Raw genomic sequence first — 15,269 nt, forward strand, 5'->3', positions numbered from 1 at the left:
GAATTATCGTGAAGAATACAGGAAAATATAATGTTTATCATGGAGTGGTAGCCGTTGGAAGATGGGTTCTGTTTGCAGTTGTGGCTTTTCTGATCCTGTTCCCGGTTTACTGGATCTTTATTTCTTCGATCACACCGTCAGGAGAACTGTTTAAAACACCGATCGATTATCTTCCGGATCATCCCACACTGGAAAGCTATAAATTTCTGATACAGAATGTAGGACTGCTTTCAAAGATCGGAAATACAGTTCTGATCGTAGGCCTTACACTTGTGATCAGTACCGTGCTGTGTGCAATGGCTGCCTATGGCTTCTCAAGATTTAACTCAAAGGGAGTTTCTGTTGCATTTGCGTTTGTTCTGGCTACCATGCTGATCCCTGAGGTTGTCACAGCCCGCCCGCTGTATGAGTTTATGCAGAAGGTAAAGCTGTATGATACATATCCGGGACTTATCCTTCTTTATATCAGTACCGTTATACCGTTTACGGTTCTGATCCTCAGAAACTTTGTCGGTGAGATCCCGATCTCACTGGAGGAGGCAGCTGCTATTGACGGCGCATCTTTTTCACAGAGACTGTTTACGATCGTTCTGCCGCTGATGAAGCCGGCGATCGCTACGGTTTGCATTATCAACTTTATTACCTGTCTGAATAACTTTTTCACACCGTTGTTTTATTCAAATGGTATTCAGGTACTTTCTGTTTCCATCGTACAGCTTCCGTTACGTGACAACATGTATGGAGTTCCGTGGGATCTGGTCAGCGCCATGGGATGGATCATCCTTCTTCCGATCATTATCTTTGTAGCTGTTTTTGAGAAACAGATCATGGATGGTATCATGGCAGGTGGAGTAAAAGCGTAAATATAATATTTTTAATTTCCAAAAGAGAGGAGAAAACAGATATGTATCAGGCATTTACAGGCGGACTGGGAGGAATCGCACTTGCAAAGCATGGAAAAAGCCGTGCGATCAACGCGGAAAATCCGCATGGAGAAAAAGGCAGAGGCGGTATGGCTGCAAGTCATCTGGGACCGTCCAGAAAAGGAAGCCCGTGTCTCAGGGATATTGAGCCGGGAGCTGTGGTAACTCTGGCAGAAATGGAAGGACCGGGACAGATCAATCATATCTGGATCACCGTCGACAACAAGACTACAGAGGCAGATTGCTTTGTACTGAGGGATCTTGTGATCCGTATGTACTGGGATGACGAGGAAACTCCTTCCGTGGAAAGTCCTCTGGGTGATTTCTTCTGCTGCGGATTCGGAAGGGAATGTTTTGTAAATTCTGTTCCTGTGGCTGTTGTTCCAAACAGGGGATTTAACTGTTATTTCCCGATGCCATTTAAAAAGAAAGCAAAGATCACACTGGAAAACCAGCATGCAAATAAAATCCCGGCTTTCTTCTATCAGGTAGATTACTGTCTCTATGATGAGCTTCCGGATGATATTGCGTATTTCCATGCGCAGTGGAAACGGGAACGGTTGACAGAAAAAACAAAAGATTATACAATTTTGGATGGAGTAAAAGGAAAAGGCCATTATATAGGAACCTACCTGGCACTTACCACACTGGAACGTTACTGGTGGGGCGAGGGAGAAATGAAGTTTTATATTGACGGGGATGAGGAGTATCCGACCATCTGCGGAACAGGAACGGAAGATTACTTTGGAGGTTCCTGGAGCTTTGCTAAACAGGTGGATGGAAAAACCGTGGAACAGAATTATAACACACCATATCTGGGATATCCGTATTATTCTGCCCATGACGAACTGATCCACAATTTTTATCATAATGATGACTGCCCGCCAATGCGAGGCTTTTACAGATGGCATTTACAGGATCCGATCTGCTTTGAAGAGGATCTTCGCGTTACGATTCAGCAGATAGGCGTCGGATACCGTGGCCTGTTTGAACGACAGGATGATGTGGCAAGTGTAGCGTACTGGTATCAGACACTTCCTCATGCACCGTTCCAGCCGTTGATGTCAAAAGAGGATAGATGGCCCAGATAAAAAGGGTGGTAGAGATTGAAAAAACAGGTATTTTGCGGGGTATTTGCCCTGGCTCTGGCAGTGACAGGATGTGGAGTCCAGAAGAAGGAGGCTGCATCTGATATTGTGCCGGAGAACAGACAGGAACTGACGATTCTTCATATGGATGCAGACACAGAGGGCTTTGATTCTTTTATCAGCCAGGCGGAAAAGGAGCTTGGAATAGAGATCCATATCGAAAAATGTCCGGCTAATGCGGACAATCGCCAGGCCAAAATAGCAACTCTTCTGACATCAGGAGATGATTCGGTGGATCTGATCACAGTAAATGATGAGATGATATCCGAATTTAAACATAAGGGATTTCTTCTTCCGCTGGAAGATACGGTTATGACAGAGGAGACAGCGGCGAATTTTCCACAGGAATACCTGAAAGAAATATGCATGTCAGACGGACATATTTTTTCGGTACCGTTCAGGATGGATATCATGGCATTCTGGGTGAATCAGGAATTGCTGGATCAGGCTGGTCTGGACAGACTCTCCGGTCTCAGTGATCTTGAGATCCTTCAGAAAAAGCTTCAGAATACGGGAAAATATGCATACGGGGATGCATGGGAGATTTCTTACATATATAATAGTATCAGCGAGTATGTCAATTTTTTCGGAGGAGATTATACAGACTGGACGGATCCGAAAACAAGAGAAGCGGCAGAATATATGAAGCGAATGCTGGATACAGGGATGATATCAGAGGAGAATCTGATCGACCAGCATGATCAGCTGAATGAAAAATTTATAAACGGCCAGTATGGATGTATGTTCATGTATACCGGTGCGTTGAGGACCTTTCAGAATGCAGGCGTATATGGAAAAGATAAGATCCATATGGCACTATTGCCGGAATTTGCCAAGAAGGTGACCAATATCGCAACCTGGCAGTATGTACTGAATAAAAATTCTGATCATAAAGAAGCAGCTCTGAAGTTCCTTCAGTATGTGTCCGGATATGAGGCCAGCAAAAATTACGGACAGCTGACCAAAATCTGTCCGGCAAGACTGGATGTGATCGAGGATAAGAATTTTGATCTGGATGGCATTGAAATGATCCGGCAATATCTGAAAGATTATAAGCTGAAGGCAAGACCACTGTGCACTGATTCCATAGAAGCTGTTTCGGCTATGGGTACGGAATTTCAGAAATATGTGCTGGGACAGAAAACAGAAGCGGAATTTTTTGCCGTGGCACAGAAATGCATAGACCAGTATTACAAAAAAGCATCGTACTGATGCTTTTTTTGTTTTGAAAAAATAAGAACTTTTTTTCAAAACATATTGACAAATATTTTACATGGTGATATCTTAAAGACTGTAGATGTTAGCACTCCACTAAAATGAGTGCTAACAGATATAAAAAAAGAATCAACATCCGTCAGGAAAGAATGAAAAGGAAAGGAGATGGCTTCATGGAAGAGGTGTTGAATGAGCGCAAGCAAAAAATCTTAAAAGCAATCATCAAGACCTATATGGAGACCGGAGAACCGGTTGGTTCCAGGACCATTTCCAAGTATGCGGATCTCAATGTCAGTTCCGCAACGATCCGAAATGAAATGTCAGACCTGACAGATATGGGCTATATCGTTCAGCCTCATACCTCAGCAGGAAGGATTCCTTCAGATAAAGGCTACAGACTTTACGTCAATGAGCTGATGAAGGAGAAGGAAGCAGAGGTTGCAGAGCTGCGAGATCTGATCATTGAGAAGACAGATAAGATGGATAAGGTGCTTAAGAAGGTTGCGAAGGTTCTTGCTTCCAATACCAACTATGCTACCATGGTTTCCGTTCCGCAGTACAGCGGCAACAAGATCAAGTTCATCCAGCTGTCGAGAATGAGCGAGCTTCAGCTTGTGGCAGTGGTTGTCAGTGACAACAACACAGTCCGGAACCAGATCATCAATCTGGATGAGGAAATGGACGACCAGACGATCCTGAAACTGAATCTTCTTCTTAACACCAATCTCAATGGGATCCCGATCCAGGATATCAACCTTGGGATGATCGCCAGACTGAAGGAACAGGCAGGCAGCCACAGCAGTGTGGTGGCAACGGTTTTGGATGCAGTGGCAGCCACCATTCACGTGGAAGAGGAAGATATGGAGATCTATACTTCAGGTGCAACTAACATCTTCAAGTATCCGGAGCTTGCCGATAAAGAGAAGGCAACGGAGCTGATCTCCGCATTTGAGGAGAAGCATGAACTTGCCGATCTTGTAAAAGAACAGATGTCAGATGGAGAGAATACAGGAATCCAGGTTTACATCGGTGATGAGATGCCGATCCAGACCATGAAGGACTGTAGCATTGTAACTGCCAGATATGAACTGGGAGACGGAATGTACGGAACCATCGGGATCATCGGTCCCAAACGAATGGATTATGAGAATGTAGTGGACAGTCTGAAGGAACTGAAGAATCATCTGGATGACGTTTTGAAAAAGAAGAAAACTTAGAAAGGCGGTAGAAAAAAAGTGTCGGAGGAAACAAAGAAAACATCCGAAGAGCAGGAAGCGGAGAAGGAAATCCCCGTAACTGACGGAGATCAGGAAGAAGAAAACCTGACACCGGAGGGAGAAGATCTGCCGGAGGAAGAAAACAATACTCCAGGCGAAGAAGCTGCCTCAGAGGATAAAAAAGAAGAAAAATCAAAAACTTCCTTCTTCGGAAAGAAGAAAAAAGATAAATCTGAGCAGAAGGTGGAGGAACTTACCGATCGCCTGAAGCGTACCATGGCTGAATTTGATAATTTCCGTAAAAGAACGGAAAAAGAAAAATCCAGCATGTACATCATCGGAGCAAAAGAGATCGTTGAAAAGATCCTGCCGGTTGTGGATAACTTCGAAAGAGGTCTTGCACAGGCACAGGAAGGCGATGCTTTTGCAGATGGAATGAAAATGATCTACAAGCAGCTTACCACAACACTGGATGAGCTTGGTGTGAAGCCGATCGAAGCAGTGGGAAAGGAATTCAACCCGGATTTCCATAATGCAGTGATGCATGTGGAGGATGAAGAGGTTGGAGAGAACATCGTGGTGGAAGAATTCCAGAAGGGTTACACCTACAAGGATTTCGTAGTACGCCACAGTATGGTAAAAGTTGCCAACTGATTGATTACAAGTTGTAATTTTACAGATACAGAATAAAACAGGAGGAAAAAATCATGGGAAAGATTATTGGTATTGACTTAGGTACAACAAACAGCTGTGTAGCCGTAATGGAAGGTGGACAGCCAACAGTTATCGCAAATACAGAAGGCGCAAGAACAACACCATCCGTTGTAGCATTCACAAAGACAGGAGAGCGTCTGGTAGGTGAGCCTGCAAAACGTCAGGCAGTTACAAACGCAGACAGAACAATCTCCTCAATCAAAAGAGAGATGGGTACTGATTACCGTGTAACTATCGACGACAAGAAATATTCTCCACAGGAGATCTCCGCAATGATCCTTCAGAAACTGAAAAAGGATGCAGAGGCTTATCTTGGTGAGAAAGTAACAGAGGCTGTTATCACAGTTCCGGCTTACTTCAACGACGCTCAGCGTCAGGCAACCAAAGATGCAGGTAAGATCGCAGGTCTTGATGTAAAACGTATCATCAACGAGCCTACAGCAGCAGCTCTTGCATATGGTCTTGACAATGAGAAAGAGCAGAAGATCATGGTATACGACCTTGGTGGTGGTACATTCGATGTATCTGTTATCGAGATTGGTGATGGCGTTATCGAGGTTCTTTCCACAGCTGGTAACAACCGTCTTGGTGGAGATGACTTTGATAAGAAGATCACAGACTACATGCTTTCCGAGTTCAAGAGAACTGAGGGCGTAGATCTTAGCAACGATAAGATGGCTCTTCAGAGACTGAAAGAGGCAGCTGAGAAAGCTAAGAAAGAGCTTTCTTCCGCAACAACAACAAACATCAACCTTCCGTTCATCACAGCAACTGCTGAGGGACCGAAGCATTTTGATATGAACCTTACAAGAGCTAAATTCGATGAGCTGACACATGATCTTGTAGAGATGACAGCTGAGCCGGTTCGCCGTGCACTGTCTGATGCAGGTATCACAGCTTCCGAGCTTGGCCAGGTACTTCTGGTTGGTGGATCTTCACGTATCCCGGCAGTACAGGATAAGGTAAGACAGTTAACAGGCAAAGAGCCAAGCAAGAACCTGAACCCGGATGAGTGTGTTGCACTTGGTGCTTCCGTACAGGGTGGTAAACTTGCAGGTGATGCAGGTGCCGGTGATATCCTTCTTCTGGATGTTACTCCGCTGTCCCTGTCCATCGAGACAATGGGTGGTATCGCAACTCGTCTGATCGAGAGAAATACTACAATTCCTACAAAGAAGAGCCAGATCTTCTCCACAGCAGCAGATAACCAGACAGCTGTAGATATCAACGTTGTACAGGGTGAGCGTCAGTTCGCGAAAGACAACAAATCCCTCGGCCAGTTCCGTCTGGATGGAATTCCGCCAGCACGTCGTGGAGTTCCGCAGATCGAGGTAACATTTGATATTGATGCCAACGGTATCGTTAATGTATCCGCTAAAGACCTTGGAACAGGCAAAGAGCAGCACATCACTATCACAGCTGGTTCCAACATGTCCGATTCCGATATCGACAAAGCTGTCAAAGAAGCAGCTGAGTTCGAGGCTCAGGATAAGAAACGTAAAGAAGCTATCGACACAAGAAACAATGCAGACTCCATGGTATTCCAGGTTGAGAATGCACTGAAAGAAGCTGGCGACAAGCTTGACGCAAACGATAAAGCAAGTGTTGAGGCTGACCTCAATGCACTGAAAGATCTCCTTGCACAGACAGCAAACGCTCAGGAGCTTACAGATTCTCAGGTTGCAGATATCAAGGCTGCACAGGAGAAGATGATGGAGAGTGCTCAGAAACTGTTCTCCAAGATGTATGAGCAGACTCAGGGAGCTCAGGGTCAGGCTGGTCCTGGACCGGATATGGGCAACATGGGCGGAAACGCTGGTGCTCAGGGCGGAAATGAAGCAGGATACGGCGATGATGTTGTAGATGCTGATTACAAGGAAGTCTAAGACAAGTAGGAAATAATTACAATGGCTGATAAAAGAGATTATTATGAAGTCTTAGGTGTGGATAAAAACGCCGACGACGCAACATTAAAAAAAGCATATCGTAAGCTGGCCAAGAAATATCACCCGGATGTAAATCCGGGTGATAAAGAGGCTGAGGCGAAATTCAAAGAGGCGACAGAGGCGTACTCCGTTTTAAGTGATGCCGATAAGAGAAGACAGTATGATCAGTTTGGTCATGCAGCATTCGAAAACGGCGGCGGAGGCGGTGCCGGCGGCTTTGGCGGATTCGACTTCAACGGTGCGGATATGGGAGACATCTTCGGAGATATCTTCGGAGACCTGTTCGGCGGCGGAGGCAGAACCAGACGGGCCAACAACGGACCGATGAAGGGTGCCAACCTTCGTGCACGTGTAAACATTACTTTTGAGGAAGCGGTTTTCGGATGCGAGAAAGAGCTGGAGATCGTTCTGAAAGATGAGTGTACCACATGTCACGGAACCGGAGCAAAACCGGGAACATCACCGATTACCTGTCCGAAATGTAAAGGTCAGGGACAGATCGTTTATACTCAGCAGTCCATGTTTGGTATGGTACGTAATGTTCAGACCTGTCCGGACTGTAACGGAACCGGTAAGGTGATCAAGGACAAATGCAGTGCCTGCCGTGGAACCGGATATACTTCTTCCAGAAAGAAGATCCAGGTATCTGTACCGGCCGGTATCGACAATGGCCAGTGTATCCGTATCCGTGAAAAAGGTGAGCCGGGAACCAACGGCGGACCGAGAGGAGATCTGCTGGTTGAGGTAAATGTGGCCCGTCATCCGATTTTCCAGAGACAGGATATGAATATCTTTTCAACAGCTCCGATCACATTTGCACAGGCTGCACTTGGCGGTGAGATGCGGATCAATACCGTTGACGGTGAGGTTTCCTATGAGGTGAAGCCGGGAACACAGACGGATACAAGAATCCGCCTGAAAGGAAAAGGTGTTCCGTCATTACGTAACAAGAACGTTCGTGGTGATCACTATGTAACACTGGTAGTCCAGACTCCGACCAACCTTAATGAGGAGGCAAAGAAAGCTCTGGAGGCTTTTGATGCTGCATGCGGCAACCGTCCGGCAGCAGACAGTACAGCCGAGACTTCCGAAAAATCTGAAAAAACAGAAAAGAAGAAAAAAGGTTTCCGTGAGAAAGTCAAGGAAATGTTTGAGGAATAAATGAACATAAAACAGGAAAGAGGCATAAAAAGCCTCTTTCTTTTTTTTCTGTATTCGTGTATATTAAAAGAAGTGCCCGTTTTCGGGACAACAGAAAACAGGCGACAGACAGGAACGAAAATCCGTAAATGTGTATACAGCATAAGGAGATATAGAAATATGAAATGGAACCGTTTTACACTTAAGACAAAAACAGAGGCAGAGGATATCGTGATCTGCACACTTGCCGAAGTGGGAATTGAAGGAGTGGAGATCCAGGATAAACAGCCGCTGACTGATGAGGACAAGGCGCAGATGTTCGTGGATATCATGCCGGAGGGACCGGCAGATGACGGCATCGCATATCTGAATTTCTATCTGGAAGAGGATGCAGATACAGAAGCCATTTTGAAAGATGTAAAAGAAGCACTGGAAGATTTAAGAAGCTTTGTGGATATCGGAGAAGCTACCATCACAGAATCCCAGACAGAGGATAAAGACTGGATCAACAACTGGAAACAGTATTTCCATCAGTTCTATGTGGATGATATCCTGATTGTACCGTCATGGGAAGAAGTGAAGGCAGAGGATAAGGACAAGATGATCCTTCACATTGATCCGGGAACAGCTTTTGGTACAGGAATGCATGAGACTACACAGCTTGTGATCCGTCAGCTGAAAAAATTTGTGAAACCGGGAATGGAAATCCTGGATGTGGGAACCGGAAGCGGTATTCTGGGAATCGTTGCCTTGAAGCTTGGCGCAGGCCATGTGGTTGGTACAGACCTTGATCCATGTGCAGTTCCGGCTGTTTCTGAGAACAAGGAAGCCAACCAGATCGAGGAGAAATCTTTTGACATGATGATCGGAAACATCATCGATGACAAAGACGTTCAGGATCAGGTAGGATATGAGAAATATGATATCGTAACTGCAAATATTCTGGCAGATGTTCTGGTACCGCTGACACCGGTGATCGTTGCACAGATGAAAAAAGGCGCTTATTACATTACATCTGGCATCCTGGATGTAAAAGAAGACGTTGTAGTGCAGGCTGTGAAAGACGCCGGACTGACTCTGGTAGAAGTGACTCATCAGGGCGAGTGGGTATCTGTGACAGCAAGAAAGGACTGATCTCATGCAGCGATTTTTTGTGGAACCTCATCAGATCGACGGGGAAAGACATGAGATCCACATCACAGGAAGTGATGTGAACCATATCGTGAACGTGCTCCGCATGAAAAAAGGCGAGGAGCTCTGGATCAGCGACAAGGAGAAAGAATATCACTGTGTGATCGAAAATGCCGGGGAGGATGAAGTGCTGCTCCACATCCTCTATGTCCAGGAGCCGGATTATGAGCTGAAAAACCGCATTTATCTTTTTCAGGGCCTGCCGAAAGCGGATAAGATGGAGCTGATTATCCAGAAAGCTGTGGAACTTGGGGCGTATTCCGTAGTTCCGGTTTCAACCAGACGATGTGTGGTAAAACTGGATAACAAGAAAGCGGAGAAAAAAGTATCCCGCTGGCAGCAGATCGCGGAAAGTGCGGCAAAACAGTCCAAGCGCATGCTTGTTCCGGAAGTCCATTCCGTGATGACATTTAAGGAAGCCCTTGCTTACGCGAAAGAACTGGATGTTCTGCTGATCCCTTACGAACTTGCAAAAGGAATGAAAGAGACAAAGGAACTGATCCAGGCAATCGAACCGGGAAAAAGCATCGGTGTTTTTATCGGCCCGGAGGGTGGATTTGAAGAGCAGGAAGTGGCAGATGCCATGGAAGCCGGTGCAAAACCCATTACACTGGGACACCGGATCTTACGGACAGAAACTGCAGGACTTGCGGTACTTTCTGTTCTGATGTTTCAACTGGAGGATGAATAAATTATGGAAGCATATTTTGACAATTCCGCGACAACGAGATGCTTCGATGAAGTAAAGGATATTGTCTGCAAAACCATGACAGGAGATTTCGGAAATCCTTCTGCCATGCATAAAAAGGGAGTGGAAGCGGAGAATTACGTCCGCAAAAGCGCCCAAACCCTTGCAAAATTATTGAAAGTTAACGAAAAAGAGATTCTTTTTACCTCCGGTGGAACAGAATCAGATAATCTTGCCATTATCGGCGGCGTGGAAGCCAACAAGCGTATGGGAAACCATATCATTACAACGGCAGTGGAGCATGCGGCAGTGGCTCAGCCTTTTGCCTATCTGAAAGACCAGGGTTATGAGGTGACCATCCTTCCTGTGGATCATCAGGGAGTTGTGAAACTGGAAGCGCTGGAAGCAGCTCTGCGCCCGGATACGATCCTGGTGTCTGTGATGTACGTGAATAACGAAGTGGGAGCTGTGATGCCGGTAGAAGAGATCGGAAAGCTCGTCCACGAAAAAAGCCCGAAAGCGCTTTTCCATGTAGATGCCATCCAGGCTTTCGGAAAGTACCGTATTTACCCGAAAAAACTGGGAATCGACCTTTTATCTGTAAGCAGCCATAAGATCCACGGACCAAAGGGTGTGGGCTTCCTCTACATCAACGAAAAAGTAAGAGTACAACCACAGATCCTTGGAGGCGGACAGCAGAACGGCATGCGTTCCGGAACAGACAATGTACCGGGAATTGCAGGCCTTGGCGTTGCCGCAGAGATGGTATATACAGATTTTGATAAAAAAATACAGCACCTTTATGACCTGAAAGAACGGATGGCAGAGGGACTTTCAAAGCTTGGAGACATCACCATCAACGGAATGCCTTTAAGAGAAGGGGCACCGCACATCATGAGTGTGACTTTCCACGGGGTCCGAAGCGAAGTCCTGCTCCATACACTGGAAGAATTCGGAGTATATATTTCCGCAGGAAGTGCATGCTCCAGTCATAAGAGAAAACCAAGTGCAACACTGACAGCTATGGGACTTTCAAGAGCAGATGTGGAGAGTACCGTCCGCATCAGTTTCTGTGAGGAGAATACTTTCGAAGAAGTAGATTACTGCCTGGAAGCCCTGGGAAAAACCATCCCGATGTTACGCAGGTATGCACGTCGATAGAGAACACACAAGAAAGGAATTTTTATGTTAGTACATGCATTTTTGATCAAATATGCGGAAATCGCCCTGAAGGGAAAAAACCGCTACCGTTTTGAAGATGCTCTCGTACATCAGATGGAGATTGCGCTCTCCAAGATCGAGGGAGATTTTGAAGTAAAAAAAGAGCAGGGAAGAGTCTATGTATTCTGCCCGGAGAATTATGATTACGATGAGGCTGTAGACGCACTGCAGCACGTATTCGGTATCGTAGGTATCTGCCCGGTTATGATCTACGAAGAGCAGGGCTTTGAGAAACTTGCCGAAGACGTAGTAAGCTATATGAAACAGTGGCATCCGGACTTTAACGGAACCTTTAAGGTTTGGACACGCCGTGCAAAGAAATCCTATCCGATTAGCTCCATGGAAGTTAGCGCAGAGCTTGGCGGACGTATCCTGGATGCGTTCCCGGAGGCAAGTGTAGACGTTCATCATCCGGAATTGGATCTTTCTGTGGAGATCCGTGACAAGATCTATGTATATTCCCAGACCATTCCGGGCGCAGGCGGAATGCCTATCGGAACAAACGGAAAAGCCATGCTGCTTCTTTCTGGCGGAATCGACAGCCCGGTTGCCGGTTACATGATCGCAAAACGTGGCGTTAAGATCGATGCGGTATATTTCCATGCACCGCCTTACACCAGCGAGCGTGCAAAACAGAAGGTCGTGGATCTTGCCCGCCTGGTAGCCAAATACAGCGGACCGATCCGTCTCCATGTAGTTAATTTTACAGATATCCAGCTTTATATTTACGACCAGTGCCCACATGATGAGCTTACCATCATTATGAGAAGATACATGATGCGTATTGCCGAGCATTTTGCAAAAAAAGACCGCTGTCTCGGATTGATCACAGGTGAGAGTATCGGTCAGGTTGCAAGCCAGACATTACAGAGTCTTGCTTCCACAAACGAGGTCTGCACACTTCCGGTATATCGTCCGGTGATCGGTTTTGATAAAGAGGAGATTGTTCGGATTTCCAGAAAGATCGATACTTTTGAGACATCCATTCAGCCGTTTGAGGACTGCTGTACCATCTTTGTTGCAAAACATCCGGTAACCAAGCCGAATCTTAAGGTGATCCGCCGTTCCGAGCAGAAACTTTCTGAGAAGATCGATGAGCTGATGGAGACTGCTCTGAATACCACAGAGATCATTGAAATTCAGTGATTGTTTTTCCGTAAGAAAAAACAATCAGGGAACCCCGCTTTGGAGGTTCCCTGGGATTATCAAACGGTATCAGAAAAAGGGAGATCATTGAGATCAGAAAAATTCTGAAAACATGAAAAAAGAGGAACTGTATCCAATACAGTTCCTCTCAAATATACATCATAGATTAGTCGATTGTATATTTGGAAATAATCTGCATTACGTTATCCAGAGCAGCGCCGTCTGCGTGGATGTTGAGGTCGATCGGCTTGGAAAGATCCAGGCTGAAGATACCCATGATGGATTTTGCATCGATCACATATCTTCCGGATACTAAATCAAAATCGCAGTCGAATTTGCTGATCTCGTTTACGAATGCCTTCACCTTGTCGATGGAGTTCAGTGAGATTTTAGCTGTTTTCATTATAATAACCTCCCTTGATAGATTTTTGTATTTACAGCTTTCATCTTACCTGTCGGCCCCAGAAAAGTCAAGGTAAAAAGAGATAAAAATTGTTTTAATAATTAGTTAAAGTGTAAAAAAAGTGAGGAAAAATGGGAAATAGAGTTGCATTACACAACCTGGGCTGCAAAGTAAATGCCTATGAAATTGAGGCCATGCAGCAGCTTCTGGAGGAGGCAGGATATGAGATTGTGCCTTTTGAGCCGGGAGCGGATATTTATGTAATCAATACCTGTACGGTAACGAATATTGCAGACAGAAAATCAAGACAGATGCTTCATAAAGCAAAAAAAATGAATCCGGAAGCAATCGTGGTAGCAACGGGATGTTATGTACAGACCGGTGGTGATAAGCTGGAAAAAGACGAAGCCATTGACCTTGTACTTGGAAATAACCAGAAGATCAATATTGTGGAAGCACTGGCAGAATATGCGGAAAATAAACCGGGACATGGCTCCCATGTGATTAAGATCAACCAGACAAAAGAGTATGAGGATCTTTCCATTGATCATACAGCAGAACATGTAAGGGCATACATCAAGGTTCAGGACGGATGTAATCAGTTCTGTACGTACTGTATTATTCCTTATGCGAGAGGCCGTGTCAGAAGCCGTAACATTGAAAGTGTGCTGAAGGAAGTCCATTCCCTTGCAGAAAAAGGGTATAAGGAAGTAGTTCTTACAGGAATTCATTTAAGTTCCTACGGCGTAGATTTTCCGGAGGAGAAAAAAGAGACACTGCTTTCCCTGATCCGCGCTGTACATGAGATCGAAGGAATTCAGCGTATCCGCCTGGGATCTCTGGAACCGGGAATTGTTACGAGAGAATTTGCCGAAGGGATTGCGGCACTGCCAAAAGTATGCCCGCATTTCCATCTTTCCCTGCAGAGTGGCTGTGATGAGACTCTGGAGAGGATGAACCGCAGATACAGAAGCGGAGAATACAGAGAACGGTGTGAACTTTTAAGAGAAGTATATGAAAATCCAGCACTGACTACGGATGTGATCGTAGGTTTTCCACAGGAATCCGAAGAAGAATTCCAGAAGTCCTATGATTTTGTGGATGGTATTCATTTTTATGAGACCCATATCTTTAAATATTCCAGGAGACAGGGCACAAAGGCAGCAGCCATGGACGGCCAGCTGACAGAGGCTGAAAAAGCCCGGCGCAGCGAAAAAATGATCGAGATGCATCACCGTCATGCAAAGGATTACGAAAGGTCCATGCTGGGAAAAGAACTGGAAGTTCTTATTGAAGAGGAATATACAAAAGATGGCCAGATCTGGTATCTGGGACACAGCCGTGAATATATAAAAACAGCGGTACCGAAATCCGAAAATTATGGCGTAAATGATATCGTAAGAGTAAAGGCAGAGAGTTTCCTTGAAGAGCATATCATGACCGGTGAAGTTGTAAAATAAAGCACGGAATCGTATGTTGACAGTTTGCATTCGCAATCCGCGTTAAATTTAAGATTGTAATTTATGTAAATTTATATTAAAATAAAAAAGAATATATTTTAAGGACGTGAGAGACAATGGCAGAAAATAATCTGGGAAATACACAGTATTTCAGAACAAAACCGGATCAGGAGCTTCAGGTAAAGGAAGTCCTGGATCTGGTGTACAATGCAATGGATGAGAAGGGATACAATCCGGTGAATCAGATCGTAGGATATATTATGTCCGGAGACCCGACTTATATCACAAGCCACAAGGGTGCGAGAAGCATGATCATGAAAGTGGAGCGTGATGAGCTGGTAGAGGAACTTCTTACCGAGTATATCAAGAACAAGTCCTGGGAACGGTAATATGAGAGTACTGGGACTGGATTATGGCTCGAAGACTGTGGGAGTTGCAGTAAGCGACCCTCTTGGTCTGACAGCCCAGGGCGTGGAAACGGTATGGCGCAAGCAGGAGAACAAGCTTCGCCGTACACTGGCACGTATTGAAGAAATTATTTCGGAGTATCAGGTTACGGAGATCGTTCTGGGATACCCGAAAAACATGAACAATACCGTAGGGGAGCGGGCCGAGAAATCTCTGGAATTTAAGGAAATGCTGGAGAAACGTACAGGCCTGCCTGTTATTATGTGGGATGAAAGACTGACTACCATGGCAGCGGACCGCACACTGGAAGAGACCGGCGTGCATAAGGAAGACCGTAAACAGTATCTGGATCAGGTAGCTGCAGTCTTTATTTTGCAGGGATATTTGGACTCTGTTGCACATAAGAAGGCGCAACAGGAAAGTGAGAAAGAATAAACCGGAAATACGGA

At 45.4% G+C, this 15,269-nt stretch carries 15 protein-coding genes; 14 read left to right on the forward strand and 1 reads right to left on the reverse strand.

Annotated features, from left to right (window positions below; translation table 11 throughout):
- Positions 1 to 8: 8 nt before the first annotated feature.
- The 11 genes from GPK81_RS00360 (at position 9) to thiI (ending at position 12,549) form a co-directional block, all read left to right on the forward strand.
- Positions 9 to 863 (forward strand): carbohydrate ABC transporter permease, encoded by an 855-nt coding sequence (locus GPK81_RS00360; protein ID WP_215706344.1) that lies wholly within the window; start codon positions 9 to 11, stop codon positions 861 to 863.
- A 41-nt stretch (positions 864 to 904) separates the two neighbouring features.
- The gene (locus tag GPK81_RS00365; RefSeq protein WP_215706345.1) at positions 905 to 2,014 is read left to right on the forward strand and encodes a glycoside hydrolase family 172 protein; all 1,110 of its coding nucleotides are present in this window, start codon (positions 905 to 907) and stop codon (positions 2,012 to 2,014) included.
- Positions 2,015 to 2,029: 15 nt separating this feature from the next.
- Entirely contained in the window at positions 2,030 to 3,283 is a 1,254-nt protein-coding gene (locus GPK81_RS00370; protein ID WP_252196564.1) for an ABC transporter substrate-binding protein, read from the forward strand.
- 176 nt (positions 3,284 to 3,459) lie between these two features.
- A complete protein-coding gene (gene hrcA / locus GPK81_RS00375) occupies positions 3,460 to 4,503 on the forward strand; it encodes a heat-inducible transcriptional repressor HrcA (protein WP_215706346.1) in 1,044 nt (347 codons plus the stop codon).
- A gap of 18 nt (positions 4,504 to 4,521) precedes the next feature.
- The gene (grpE, locus tag GPK81_RS00380; protein WP_059085388.1) at positions 4,522 to 5,157 is read left to right on the forward strand and encodes a nucleotide exchange factor GrpE; all 636 of its coding nucleotides are present in this window, start codon (positions 4,522 to 4,524) and stop codon (positions 5,155 to 5,157) included.
- 53 nt (positions 5,158 to 5,210) lie between these two features.
- Positions 5,211 to 7,103: a molecular chaperone DnaK gene (gene dnaK / locus GPK81_RS00385; RefSeq protein WP_148447345.1), complete on the forward strand. Its 1,893-nt coding sequence runs from the start codon at positions 5,211 to 5,213 to the stop codon at positions 7,101 to 7,103.
- Positions 7,104 to 7,124: 21 nt separating this feature from the next.
- Positions 7,125 to 8,324 carry a molecular chaperone DnaJ gene (gene dnaJ, locus GPK81_RS00390; protein ID WP_148447343.1) on the forward strand — a complete coding sequence of 400 codons (1,200 nt, stop codon included), beginning with the start codon at positions 7,125 to 7,127 and terminating at the stop codon, positions 8,322 to 8,324.
- 159 nt (positions 8,325 to 8,483) lie between these two features.
- Positions 8,484 to 9,437 carry a 50S ribosomal protein L11 methyltransferase gene (gene prmA, locus GPK81_RS00395; RefSeq protein WP_118071205.1) on the forward strand — a complete coding sequence of 318 codons (954 nt, stop codon included), beginning with the start codon at positions 8,484 to 8,486 and terminating at the stop codon, positions 9,435 to 9,437.
- Positions 9,438 to 9,441: 4 nt separating this feature from the next.
- Entirely contained in the window at positions 9,442 to 10,185 is a 744-nt protein-coding gene (locus tag GPK81_RS00400) for a 16S rRNA (uracil(1498)-N(3))-methyltransferase (RefSeq protein WP_195566907.1), read from the forward strand.
- 3 nt (positions 10,186 to 10,188) lie between these two features.
- Positions 10,189 to 11,343, forward strand: a complete 1,155-nt coding sequence (locus tag GPK81_RS00405) for a cysteine desulfurase family protein (RefSeq protein ID WP_195566904.1) — start codon at positions 10,189 to 10,191, stop codon at positions 11,341 to 11,343.
- 24 nt (positions 11,344 to 11,367) lie between these two features.
- Positions 11,368 to 12,549: a tRNA uracil 4-sulfurtransferase ThiI gene (thiI, locus tag GPK81_RS00410; RefSeq protein ID WP_021977655.1), complete on the forward strand. Its 1,182-nt coding sequence runs from the start codon at positions 11,368 to 11,370 to the stop codon at positions 12,547 to 12,549.
- A 166-nt stretch (positions 12,550 to 12,715) separates the two neighbouring features.
- Here the strand turns inward: thiI and GPK81_RS00415 are convergent, their stop codons facing one another.
- Positions 12,716 to 12,952 carry an HPr family phosphocarrier protein gene (locus tag GPK81_RS00415; RefSeq protein ID WP_015527084.1) on the reverse strand — a complete coding sequence of 79 codons (237 nt, stop codon included), beginning with the start codon at positions 12,950 to 12,952 and terminating at the stop codon, positions 12,716 to 12,718.
- Between the two features lie 131 nt (positions 12,953 to 13,083).
- On the opposite strand from GPK81_RS00415, the gene mtaB reads away from it, so the two are divergent.
- From mtaB to ruvX, 3 genes are all read left to right on the forward strand, one after another.
- The gene (gene mtaB / locus GPK81_RS00420) at positions 13,084 to 14,412 is read left to right on the forward strand and encodes a tRNA (N(6)-L-threonylcarbamoyladenosine(37)-C(2))-methylthiotransferase MtaB (RefSeq protein ID WP_195566902.1); all 1,329 of its coding nucleotides are present in this window, start codon (positions 13,084 to 13,086) and stop codon (positions 14,410 to 14,412) included.
- Positions 14,413 to 14,528: 116 nt separating this feature from the next.
- On the forward strand, positions 14,529 to 14,801 hold the full coding sequence (locus GPK81_RS00425; protein WP_015527087.1) for an IreB family regulatory phosphoprotein: 273 nt from the start codon (positions 14,529 to 14,531) through the stop codon (positions 14,799 to 14,801).
- A 1-nt stretch (position 14,802) separates the two neighbouring features.
- Positions 14,803 to 15,255 (forward strand): Holliday junction resolvase RuvX, encoded by a 453-nt coding sequence (gene ruvX / locus GPK81_RS00430; protein ID WP_118062785.1) that lies wholly within the window; start codon positions 14,803 to 14,805, stop codon positions 15,253 to 15,255.
- The last annotated feature ends 14 nt before the right edge of the window (positions 15,256 to 15,269 follow it).

It is taken from the genome of Blautia sp. MCC283 (assembly GCF_018785565.1).
Classification (GTDB): Bacteria; Bacillota; Clostridia; order Lachnospirales; family Lachnospiraceae; genus Blautia_A.

Excerpts from the sequence above, each read along its gene's own strand:
- dnaJ (WP_148447343.1), top strand. The coding sequence starts at position 7,125 with ATGGCTGATAAAAGAGATTATTATGAAGTCTTAGGTGTGGATAAAAAC.
- GPK81_RS00365 (WP_215706345.1), top strand. The coding sequence starts at position 905 with ATGTATCAGGCATTTACAGGCGGACTGGGAGGAATCGCACTTGCAAAG.
- prmA (WP_118071205.1), top strand. The coding sequence starts at position 8,484 with ATGAAATGGAACCGTTTTACACTTAAGACAAAAACAGAGGCAGAGGAT.
- GPK81_RS00425 (WP_015527087.1), top strand. The coding sequence starts at position 14,529 with ATGGCAGAAAATAATCTGGGAAATACACAGTATTTCAGAACAAAACCG.
- thiI (WP_021977655.1), top strand. The coding sequence starts at position 11,368 with ATGTTAGTACATGCATTTTTGATCAAATATGCGGAAATCGCCCTGAAG.
- ruvX (WP_118062785.1), top strand. The coding sequence starts at position 14,803 with ATGAGAGTACTGGGACTGGATTATGGCTCGAAGACTGTGGGAGTTGCA.
- GPK81_RS00405 (WP_195566904.1), top strand. The coding sequence starts at position 10,189 with ATGGAAGCATATTTTGACAATTCCGCGACAACGAGATGCTTCGATGAA.
- GPK81_RS00415 (WP_015527084.1), bottom strand. The coding sequence starts at position 12,952 with ATGAAAACAGCTAAAATCTCACTGAACTCCATCGACAAGGTGAAGGCA.
- mtaB (WP_195566902.1), top strand. The coding sequence starts at position 13,084 with ATGGGAAATAGAGTTGCATTACACAACCTGGGCTGCAAAGTAAATGCC.
- hrcA (WP_215706346.1), top strand. The coding sequence starts at position 3,460 with ATGGAAGAGGTGTTGAATGAGCGCAAGCAAAAAATCTTAAAAGCAATC.
- dnaK (WP_148447345.1), top strand. The coding sequence starts at position 5,211 with ATGGGAAAGATTATTGGTATTGACTTAGGTACAACAAACAGCTGTGTA.
- GPK81_RS00400 (WP_195566907.1), top strand. The coding sequence starts at position 9,442 with ATGCAGCGATTTTTTGTGGAACCTCATCAGATCGACGGGGAAAGACAT.